The 10211-nt window shown below is 40.3% G+C and carries 12 protein-coding genes and 1 tRNA gene; 11 read left to right on the forward strand and 2 right to left on the reverse strand.

Going from position 1 to position 10211, the window contains the following annotated elements; translation table 11 throughout:
* Window positions 1–70 precede the first annotated feature (70 nt).
* The 9 genes from ADJ60_RS05100 to ADJ60_RS05145 all read left to right on the forward strand — a co-directional run bounded on the left by ADJ60_RS05100 (window position 71) and on the right by ADJ60_RS05145 (window position 6911).
* Entirely contained in the window at window positions 71–1147 is a 1077-nt protein-coding gene (locus tag ADJ60_RS05100) for an N-acetylmuramoyl-L-alanine amidase family protein (RefSeq protein ID WP_049543836.1), read from the forward strand.
* 250 nt (window positions 1148–1397) lie between these two features.
* The gene (locus tag ADJ60_RS05110; RefSeq protein WP_049543840.1) at window positions 1398–1697 is read left to right on the forward strand and encodes a DUF4651 domain-containing protein; all 300 of its coding nucleotides are present in this window, start codon (window positions 1398–1400) and stop codon (window positions 1695–1697) included.
* On the forward strand, window positions 1694–2011 hold the full coding sequence (locus tag ADJ60_RS05115; protein ID WP_023948252.1) for a thioredoxin family protein: 318 nt from the start codon (window positions 1694–1696) through the stop codon (window positions 2009–2011). Before ADJ60_RS05110 ends, ADJ60_RS05115 begins: the two co-directional genes overlap by 4 nt.
* Window positions 2012–2026: 15 nt before the next feature.
* Entirely contained in the window at window positions 2027–2653 is a 627-nt protein-coding gene (gene ytpR, locus ADJ60_RS05120; protein ID WP_049543842.1) for a YtpR family tRNA-binding protein, read from the forward strand.
* A gap of 41 nt (window positions 2654–2694) precedes the next feature.
* The gene (locus ADJ60_RS05125; RefSeq protein ID WP_049543844.1) at window positions 2695–3456 is read left to right on the forward strand and encodes an SDR family NAD(P)-dependent oxidoreductase; all 762 of its coding nucleotides are present in this window, start codon (window positions 2695–2697) and stop codon (window positions 3454–3456) included.
* A 76-nt stretch (window positions 3457–3532) separates the two neighbouring features.
* Entirely contained in the window at window positions 3533–3928 is a 396-nt protein-coding gene (locus ADJ60_RS05130; protein WP_000282467.1) for a single-stranded DNA-binding protein, read from the forward strand.
* 155 nt (window positions 3929–4083) lie between these two features.
* On the forward strand, window positions 4084–4368 hold the full coding sequence (gene groES, locus ADJ60_RS05135) for a co-chaperone GroES (RefSeq protein ID WP_000917337.1): 285 nt from the start codon (window positions 4084–4086) through the stop codon (window positions 4366–4368).
* 15 nt (window positions 4369–4383) lie between these two features.
* Window positions 4384–6006, forward strand: coding sequence for a chaperonin GroEL (gene groL / locus ADJ60_RS05140; protein WP_000031580.1), 1623 nt, complete (start codon window positions 4384–4386; stop codon window positions 6004–6006).
* Between the two features lie 137 nt (window positions 6007–6143).
* Window positions 6144–6911: an epoxyqueuosine reductase QueH gene (locus ADJ60_RS05145; RefSeq protein WP_000567554.1), complete on the forward strand. Its 768-nt coding sequence runs from the start codon at window positions 6144–6146 to the stop codon at window positions 6909–6911.
* Between the two features lie 176 nt (window positions 6912–7087).
* Here ADJ60_RS05145 and ADJ60_RS05150 read toward each other — a convergent pair whose 3' ends face one another.
* Complete coding sequence (locus ADJ60_RS05150) at window positions 7088–7621, reverse strand: nucleoside tri-diphosphate phosphatase (protein WP_000775316.1); 534 nt, start codon at window positions 7619–7621, stop codon at window positions 7088–7090.
* A gap of 88 nt (window positions 7622–7709) precedes the next feature.
* Window positions 7710–8486 (reverse strand): recombination regulator RecX, encoded by a 777-nt coding sequence (recX, locus tag ADJ60_RS05155; RefSeq protein WP_049543846.1) that lies wholly within the window; start codon window positions 8484–8486, stop codon window positions 7710–7712.
* A gap of 37 nt (window positions 8487–8523) precedes the next feature.
* On the opposite strand from recX, the gene rlmD reads away from it, so the two are divergent.
* Complete coding sequence (rlmD, locus tag ADJ60_RS05160) at window positions 8524–9891, forward strand: 23S rRNA (uracil(1939)-C(5))-methyltransferase RlmD (RefSeq protein WP_049543848.1); 1368 nt, start codon at window positions 8524–8526, stop codon at window positions 9889–9891.
* A gap of 49 nt (window positions 9892–9940) precedes the next feature.
* Window positions 9941–10012, forward strand: a tRNA-Glu gene (locus ADJ60_RS05165).
* The last annotated feature ends 199 nt before the right edge of the window (window positions 10013–10211 follow it).

A 10211-nucleotide genomic window follows, 5' to 3' on the forward strand; every position in this document is an offset into this window, starting at 1 on the left:
TTAGGATATGAGTTGCAAAATAAAAACATAGTGATATAATTAACATAAAAAATCCTAAGGAGGATCTACAATGAAAAAAATCACATTATTTGGTTTGTCTCTAGCAGGTTTAGCTTTACTGGCTTTTCCTCATTCAGGGCAGGCCTTCGAGCTGAAAGAAGAATGGGTTGTTAAATGTGGAGTTCAGTATCAAGATGGCAACATTCTCCGGTTTAATAATGGCCATGAAGTGGATATTAAAGTCTTGGATTTGCCAAAAACAGAGAAAATCGAGTGGACAGTTAGTCTCAATGGTCAAGATCAAACTGTCAATTTCCTAGGTCAAGAAAAGGACAAGTCTATGATTGGCGTAGAAGGGCGTTATCTGAATTTCTATGTTCCATATGGCTATAGAGGAGATATCAAGGTAGAGGCCAAGAGCGGAAATGAAGTCAAGACCTGGTCAACGAAAGTTGTGGATGATATTCATAATGATAGTGGAAAGAGAGGCTACTACCGTATTGAAGAATCAAATGATCAATACACTTACCTCGATGCTAAATGGGATTATCAAACCAAGACTTACACTGCTACTTTACCAGAGACTGTCAATGGTCAAAAAGTCTTTGCTTGGACAGACTATGACAATGGCGAGTTGAAACTTGAAAAACTAAAAACTATCAGTCGTAAATATGATGATGGAGGATCTTTCAAAGAACTTTATCCGATTGTAAAAGCCGAAAGCTGGCTAAAATCAAACCAAAACTGGTACTATCAAAAACAAGGTCAATTAGTGCAGAAGGATTGGGTTTATGACAAGGGAACTTGGTACTTTATGAATGATAAAGGAGTCATGTTCAATCAAACTTGGCTTTATCAAGGTAGCAACTGGTATGCCTTTAAATCATCAGGAGCCATGATTGCGAGTGACTGGCTTTACGACCAAGGCAAGTGGTACTATTTATCAACTTCAGGAGCCATGAAAGCAAGCACTTGGGTTTATGATAAGGGAGAATGGTATTATGTAAGTTCTTCTGGTGCCATGCTAGCGAATGATTGGGTCAAAGATAATGGCCAGTGGTATTATCTGGCTTCATCAGGTAAGATGCTTCGCAATACCTACACCCCTGATGGTTACTACGTTGGTAACTCAGGCGCCTGGCAATAAGAATAATACTCTTCGAAAATCCCTTCAAACCACGTCAGCTTCATCCACAACCTCAAAACAGTGTTTTGAGCTGACTTCGTCAGTTCTATCTACAACCTCAAAGCAGTGCTTTGAGCAACCTGTGGCTAGCTTCTTAGTTTGCTCTTTGATTTTCATTGAGTATAAGAAGTCCTTTTCCTTAAAGGAAAGGGGCTTTTTACTTGCTTTTCTGCTGCTTCCTCATTTGTCCTAAAGCCTTTTTTGTGTTAAAATGAATGGTATGAAAGCTAAAAAAATGTGGATGGCAGGCTTGGCTCTGCTAGGTATTGGAAGCCTTGCCCTTGCTACGAAAAAAGTTGCAGATGACCGTAAGCTCATGAAGACTCAGGAAGAGTTGACAGCGATTGTACGAGACCATTTTTCAGACATGGGGGAAATTGCGACACTCTATGTTCAGGACTATGAAAGCAGTCTAGAGAGCTTGGTTGGTGGCGTCATTTTTGAGGATGGCCGTCATTATACCTTTGTCTATGAAAATGAAGACCTAGTCTATGAGGAGGAAGTCCTATGATACAACCAGCAAGTTTAGAAGAACTAGCATCTTTAGTGGAAAAAGATGGCAAGAAGGTCTTTCTTTTTGTGGCGGACTGGTGTGGCGATTGTCGTTATATCTATCCTGCCTTACCAGAAATTGAGGAGACCAATCCAGAGTTCAACTTTATTCGAGTGGATAGAGACCAGTATATGGATTTGGCCAAACTCTGGGATGTATATGGAATTCCTAGCCTTGTTGTTCTAGAAAAAGACAAGGAAATTGGTCGTTTTGTTAATCGCGACCGTAAAAGCAAGCAACAAATTAACGACTTTTTAGCAGGACTGAAATAGGAGAAAAAGGAAACAATGATTTTTACATATAATAAAGAATATGTCGGTGATGTCCTTATGGTCATCGTGAAAAATAGCGGAGATGCCAAACTGGATGTGGAGCGCAAAGGCAAGGTAGCCCGTGTTTTTCTAAAAGATAATGAGGAAACAGTGGCTTGGAATATTTTTGAAGTTTCAAGTTTATTTGAAATTGCAGAGCGCGGTCAAGTATTTTTGACAGATGAGCAAGTCGCTCGTTTGAACCAAGAATTACAAGCGGAAGGTTTTGCAGAAGAAATTGTCAATGACAAGGAACCTAAGTTTGTTGTTGGTGAAATTGTCGAGATGGTAGCTCATCCAGATAGTGACCACCTCAACATCTGCCAAGTTGCAGTCGCAAGTGACAAGACAGTGCAAATCGTTGCAGGGGCTCCTAATGCGCGTGTGGGGTTGAAAACCATTGTGGCTCTTCCTGGAGCTATGATGCCCAAAGGCAATCTTATTTTCCCAGGTGAGCTTCGTGGCGAAAAGAGTTTTGGCATGATGTGTAGCCCTCGTGAATTGCATTTGCCAAATGCTCCGCAAAAACGTGGTATTATTGAATTATCAGAAGACCAAGTTGCCGGAACTCCATTTGATCCAGCTAAGCACTGGACTGCCTAAGAAGTTGTTAGTATCTGATAGACCAGCTAGAAGGAAATAAGATGGCAAAAAATGTTGTGATTACAGGAGCGACATCAGGAATTGGTGAAGCGATTGCGCGTGCTTATCTGGAGCAGGGTGAGAATGTCGTTCTAACTGGACGACGGATAGACAGACTAGAAACCCTCAAGTCGGAGTTTGCAGAAGTCTTTCCAAATCAAACAGTTTGGACCTTTCCACTAGATGTCACGGATATGACTATGGTGAAGACTGTCTGCTCCGATATTTTAGAAACGATAGGTCAGATTGATATTCTGGTCAACAACGCCGGTCTGGCTCTAGGTTTAGCACCTTATCAGGACTATGAAGAGTTGGATATGTTGACCATGCTGGATACCAATGTCAAAGGTTTGATGGCAGTCACTCGCTGTTTCTTGCCAGTAATGGTAAAAGCCAATCAAGGACATATCATCAACATGGGGTCAACCGCAGGAATCTACGCCTATGCGGGTGCCGCTGTTTACTCAGCTACCAAGGCTGCGGTTAAGACCTTTTCAGATGGTCTGCGAATTGATATCATTGCAACGGATATCAAGGTGACAACCATTCAACCGGGGATTGTCGAAACAGATTTTTCGACGGTACGTTTTCACGGTGATAAAGAACGAGCTGCGTCCGTTTACCAAGGAATCGAAGCCTTGCAAGCTCAGGATATTGCAGATACAGTAGTCTATGTGACCAGTCAACCTCGTCGTGTGCAGATTACAGATATGACCATTATGGCAAATCAACAGGCGACAGGATTTATGGTTCATAAAAAGTAAAAAATTTCCTCGAAAAGTTACAAATTTCTGTAACTTTTTTGATTTCCTACGAATAGATAAGTAGGAGGAAGAAAATATGTATAATAAAGTTATCATGATTGGACGTTTAACGTCTACACCAGAATTGCATAAAACCAACAATGACAAGTCAGTAGCGCGAGCAACTATCGCTGTAAATCGTCGTTACAAAGACCAAAACGGGGAACGCGAAGCTGATTTTGTCAATATGGTCCTATGGGGCAGACTAGCAGAAACTTTGGCAAGCTACGCAACCAAAGGTAGTCTCATTTCCGTTGATGGGGAATTGCGTACCCGTCGTTTTGAGAAAAATGGCCAGATGAACTACGTGACCGAAGTACTTGTTACTGGATTCCAACTCTTGGAAAGTCGTGCTCAACGTGCCATGCGTGAAAATAATGCAGGACAAGATTTGGCGGATTTGGTTTTGGAAGAGGAAGAATTGCCATTTTAAGCATTAAAAAGTCTGAGTTGGTCTCAGGCTTTTTATCTTGAGAAAGTCAGACTTTTTTCTTGACTATTTCTGACCAAGTGATACAATAGAACTATGAATTAGCACTCAAGTGTAAAGAGTGCTAATGATATCTATCTCATTATGGAGGAAATCAGATGTTGAAACCATTAGGGGACCGTGTGGTCTTAAAAGTAGAAGAAAAAGAACAAACTGTTGGAGGTTTTGTCCTCGCAGGTTCAGCCCAAGAAAAAACCAAAACAGCTCAAGTTGTGGCTACTGGACAAGGTGTTCGTACCTTGAACGGTGACTTGGTTGCTCCAAGTGTTAAAGCTGGAGACCGTGTCTTGGTTGAAGCACACGCAGGTCTTGATGTCAAAGATGGCGATGAAAAGTACATCATCGTAGGCGAAGCTAACATCTTGGCTATCATTGAAAAATAGAAGGAGAAAGTAAGTATGTCAAAAGAAATTAAATTTTCATCTGATGCCCGTTCAGCTATGGTCCGTGGTGTCGATATCCTTGCAGACACTGTTAAAGTAACCTTGGGACCAAAAGGCCGTAATGTCGTTCTTGAAAAGTCATTCGGTTCACCCTTGATTACCAATGACGGTGTGACTATTGCCAAAGAAATCGAATTGGAAGACCATTTTGAAAATATGGGTGCCAAATTGGTATCAGAAGTAGCTTCTAAAACCAATGATATCGCAGGTGACGGGACTACGACTGCAACAGTCTTGACCCAAGCTATCGTCCGTGAAGGAATCAAAAACGTCACTGCAGGTGCCAATCCAATTGGCATTCGTCGTGGGATTGAAACAGCAGTTGCTGCAGCAGTTGAAGCCTTGAAAAACAATGCTATTCCTGTTGCCAACAAAGAAGCTATCGCTCAAGTTGCAGCCGTCTCTTCTCGTTCTGAAAAAGTCGGTGAATACATCTCTGAAGCTATGGAAAAAGTTGGCAAAGATGGAGTCATCACTATCGAAGAGTCACGTGGTATGGAAACAGAGCTTGAAGTTGTTGAAGGAATGCAGTTTGACCGCGGTTACCTTTCACAGTACATGGTGACAGATAGCGAAAAAATGGTAGCTGATCTTGAAAATCCATACATTTTGATTACTGATAAGAAGATTTCAAATATCCAAGAAATCTTGCCACTCCTAGAAAGTATTCTCCAAAGCAATCGTCCACTCTTGATTATTGCGGATGATGTAGATGGCGAAGCTCTTCCAACTCTTGTTTTGAACAAGATTCGTGGAACCTTCAACGTGGTAGCAGTCAAGGCACCTGGTTTTGGTGACCGTCGCAAAGCCATGCTTGAAGACATTGCCATCTTAACAGGCGGAACAGTTATCACAGAAGACCTAGGTCTTGAGTTGAAAGATGCTACAATTGAAGCACTTGGTCAAGCAGCGAGAGTAACTGTGGACAAAGATAGCACGGTTATCGTAGAAGGTGCTGGAAATCCTGAAGCGATTTCTCACCGTGTTGCAGTTATCAAGTCTCAAATCGAAACCACAACTTCTGAATTTGACCGTGAAAAATTGCAAGAACGCTTGGCGAAATTGTCAGGTGGTGTAGCAGTCATCAAGGTCGGAGCTGCAACTGAAACTGAGTTGAAAGAAATGAAACTCCGCATTGAAGATGCCCTCAACGCTACTCGTGCAGCTGTTGAAGAAGGAATCGTTGCAGGTGGTGGAACAGCCCTTGTAAATGTTATCCCTGCCGTAGCTGATTTGGAATTAACAGGAGACGAAGCAACGGGTCGCAATATTGTTCTCCGTGCTTTGGAAGAACCTGTTCGTCAAATCGCCCACAATGCAGGATTTGAAGGCTCTATCGTTATCGATCGTTTGAAAAATGCTGAAGTTGGTACAGGCTTCAATGCAGCAACTGGCGAATGGGTTAACATGATTGATCAAGGGATTATCGACCCAGTTAAAGTGAGTCGTTCAGCTCTACAAAATGCAGCATCTGTAGCCAGCTTGATTTTGACTACGGAAGCAGTCGTAGCCAATAAACCAGAACCAGCAGCCCCAGCTCCAGCAATGGATCCAAGTATGATGGGTGGGATGATGTAAGCTTTCTATAGAAAACAACTTATAAAAAACACAAAAGGAGGGAATGGCTATTCCTCCTTTTTATGATATTCACTTCTAAATAGATTTGAGCTCTCCTAACTTATATGATAAAATAAGACTAGAAAAAGGAGAAGAACATGATCGATGTAGAAGAAATTCTGAGCAAGATGAACCTCAATCAGAAGATTAATTATGACCGTGTCATGCAGAAGATGGTACAAGTATGGGAGAAAAATGAGCAACGGCCAACCATTCTCATGCACGTTTGCTGTGCCCCTTGCAGTACCTATACCCTCGAATATTTGACCAAGTATGCAGATGTGACAATCTATTTTGCCAATTCTAATATCCATCCCAAGGCAGAATACCATAAGCGTGCCTATGTGACTAAAAAGTTTGTCAGTGATTTCAATGAGCGAACTGGCAATAGCGTTCAATACCTAGAAGCTCCTTATGAACCTAACGAATATCGTAAACTGGTTCGAGGTTTGGAAGAAGAGCCTGAAGGTGGCGACCGTTGCCAGGTTTGCTTTGACTACCGACTGGATAAGACAGCTCAAGTGGCTATGGACTTGGGCTTTGACTACTTTGGCTCAGCCTTGACCATCAGTCCTCATAAGAATTCTCAAACCATTAATAGTATCGGAATCGATGTGCAAAAAATTTATACAACCCACTATCTTCCAAGTGATTTCAAGAAAAATCAAGGCTACAAACGTTCGGTAGAGATGTGTGAAGAGTATGACATTTACCGTCAATGTTATTGTGGTTGTGTCTATGCAGCCCAAGCTCAGAATATTGACCTGGTTCAGGTTAAGAAAGATGCTACAGCTTTCTTGCTGGATAAGGATGTTGAAAAAGACTATTCCCACATCAAATTTACTGTTACGAAATTAGATATATAAGGATAAGCCCAGCTGTAAAGCTGGTTTTTTTATACTCTTCGAAAATCAAATTCAAACCGCGTCAACGTCGCCTTGCCGTACTCAAGTACAGCCTGCGGCTAGTTTCCTAGTTTGCTCTTTGATTTTCATTGAGTATTAAAATAAAAAACCAGGGCTCTCACCCCAGTTTGACAACTTTACCGATTCTTTAGTTCTACATAGCGCTTGTACCAAATGTTTACATAGGCTTCTGAGAAAGGACCACGTCCATTATTAATCCAATCAACAAGAATTTTGACATGTTCTTTTAAAATATAGTCCAAGTCATCAGAATAATTCATTTTGCGTTTGTGACGCTCATACTCCTCAACGTCCAAGAGACGTTTTTCCCCATCTGTAAAAATTTTAACATCCAAATCGTAATCAATATACTTTAGTGCTTCTTCATCCAGATAGTAGGGGCTAGCCATGTTGCAATAGTAGGAGATTCCATTATCACGAATCATGGCAATGATATTAAACCAATATTTCTTGTGAAAGTAAACAATAGCCGGTTCTCGAGTGACCCAACGACGACCATCACTTTCGGTAACCAGTGTATGATCGTTGACACCAATAATGGCGTTTTCTGTTGTTTTTAGTACCATGGTGTCCCGCCAAGTTCGGTGGAGACTCCCATCATGCTTATAACTTTGAATTGTAATAAAGTCGCCTTCTTTTGGAAGCTTCATAACTAACCAACTTTCTACAATTTATAAGTTTATCGTTTACTATTGTACCATAAAATTACCTAAAATCTGTGAATTTTACATGAAAATATTAAAGATAATCTCTGAGAGCGCTTGCTATATCCGAAAAATCGTAGCCCTTTCGTGATAAAACTTGAGTTAAACGCTGTTTAAGTTCGTATCCTTCATACTTTCGGGCATACTTAGCATATTGCTTATCAAGTTCCTTGGAGATGAGTTCCTGAGTCGTTTCTTGGTCAACTTGACTATCCAACTCATCAAAGGCACTTTTAGCATCAGAGTAAGAGAATCCTTTGTTGGTCAAGTTTTGGATAATCTTATCTTGCAAGGCACGAGCTGGAAGTTTTCCTTCATATTTTTTCAAGAGTTTATTAGCTACACGTTGAGCAACTTCCGAAAAATCAAATTCTTTCAAGATCTCTTCTATAGTAGATTTTAAAACTCCTTTTTGTGCTAATTTATGAGTCAGTACATAAGGTCCCTTGTCTCCTGAAAGTTGATTGGCATTGATGATAGCATAAGCGTACTGATTATCATTAATCCACTTATCTTCTTTAAGATTAGCAATGACTTGAGAAACTATTTTTTCATCAATGTCGTATTTTTTTAGATATTCTCTGACCTCTTTTTCAGTACGTGCTTTAAAGGATAGGTGGTAGAGGGCTAGATTCTTACCATAAGAAAATTGAGCAAAGTCCTGAATCTCTTTCAATTCCTCTTGGCTTATCACCTTATCTCTTGATAACATAAAGCGAACAATTGTATCTTCGGTGATGTAGCATTTGTCGCCATTATCAAGCTCCATCAGATAGAGTCTTTTTTTCTTTTCAAGTTTTGTGATTTTCATAGTTCTATTATAACTCAAAATGTGATAAGATAGGGGTATGAATCTGAAAGTGAAACAAAAAATACCATTAAAAATCAAGCGCATGGGAATTAATGGTGAGGGAATCGGCTTTTACCAAAAAACATTAGTCTTTGTACCTGGAGCACTCAAAGGTGAAGATATCTATTGTCAGATTACTTCTATTAAACGCAACTTTGTTGAAGCAAAATTACTAAAGGTTAATAAGAAGTCAAAATTCCGAGTTGTGCCAGCTTGTACTATCTATAATGAATGTGGTGGTTGCCAAATCATGCACCTGCATTATGATAAGCAGCTGGAGTTCAAGACGGACTTACTTCACCAAGCGCTGAAAAAATTCGCTCCTGCAGGATATGAAAACTATGAAATCCGCCCGACGATTGGTATGCAGGAACCCAAGTACTATCGTGCTAAGTTACAATTTCAGACTCGAAAATTTAAAAATCAGGTCAAGGCAGGTCTGTATGCAGAAAGCTCTCACTATTTAGTAGAGTTGAAAGACTGCCTGGTACAAGACAAGGAAACCCAAGTGATTGCTAATCGTCTAGCAGAATTGCTTACTTATCACCAGATTCCAATCACGGATGAGAGAAAAGTTCTAGGTGTTAGAACTATAATGGTCCGACGAGCAAGAAAGACTGGACAGGTTCAGATTATTGTTGTTACAAACCGCCAGCTTAATTTAACCCTGCTGGTAAAAGATTTAATTAAAGATTTTCCAGAGGTTGTGACAGTAGCTGTTAATACAAATACAGCTAAAACCAGTGAGATTTATGGTGAAAAGACAGAGATTATATGGGGAGAAGAGAGTATTCAAGAAGGTGTACTCAATTATGAATTTTCACTATCTCCTCGAGCTTTCTATCAACTAAATCCTGAACAAACAGAAGTTCTTTATAATGAGGCGGTAAAAGCCTTGGATGTAAATAAAGAAGACCATTTGATTGATGCTTATTGTGGAGTTGGAACGATTGGATTTGCCTTCGCAAAGAAAGTTAAAACACTCAGAGGTATGGATATTATTCCAGAAGCTATTGAAGATGCCAAGCGAAATGCTAAAAGAATGGGATTTGACAATACTCATTATGAAGCTGGAACGGCAGAAGAGATTATTCCTCGCTGGTATAAGGAAGGCTACCGAGCAGATGCTCTGATTGTGGATCCACCACGTACAGGTCTGGACGATAAGTTATTAGATACTATTCTTACCTATGTACCAGAAAAGATGGTCTATATTTCTTGCAATGTTTCGACCTTGGCTCGTGATTTAGTACGCTTAGTAGAAGTCTATGATCTTCATTATATCCAGTCGGTCGATATGTTCCCACATACAGCTCGAACGGAAGCTGTTGTAAAATTAATTAGAAAAGTTCAAAAAAGTAGTTGACAAGTCAGAAAAAGTCTGTATAATAGTAAGAGTTGAAAATAACAACTCTGGTCCGTTGGTCAAGGGGTTAAGACACCGCCTTTTCACGGCGGTAACACGGGTTCGAATCCCGTACGGACTATGGTATGTTGCGGATGGAACACTTGATGAAAAAAGATTAAAAAAGTTTCAAAAAAGTGTTGACAAGCGAAAGCACCTGTGATATACTAATATAGTTGTCGCTTGAGAGAAGTGAGTGACAAAGACCTTTGAAAACTGAACAAGACGAACCAATGTGCAGGGCACTACAACTAAGGTTGTAGTACTGAACAATGAAAAAA

It is taken from the genome of Streptococcus pseudopneumoniae (assembly GCF_001076775.1).
GTDB lineage: Bacteria > Bacillota > Bacilli > Lactobacillales > Streptococcaceae > Streptococcus > Streptococcus pseudopneumoniae_G.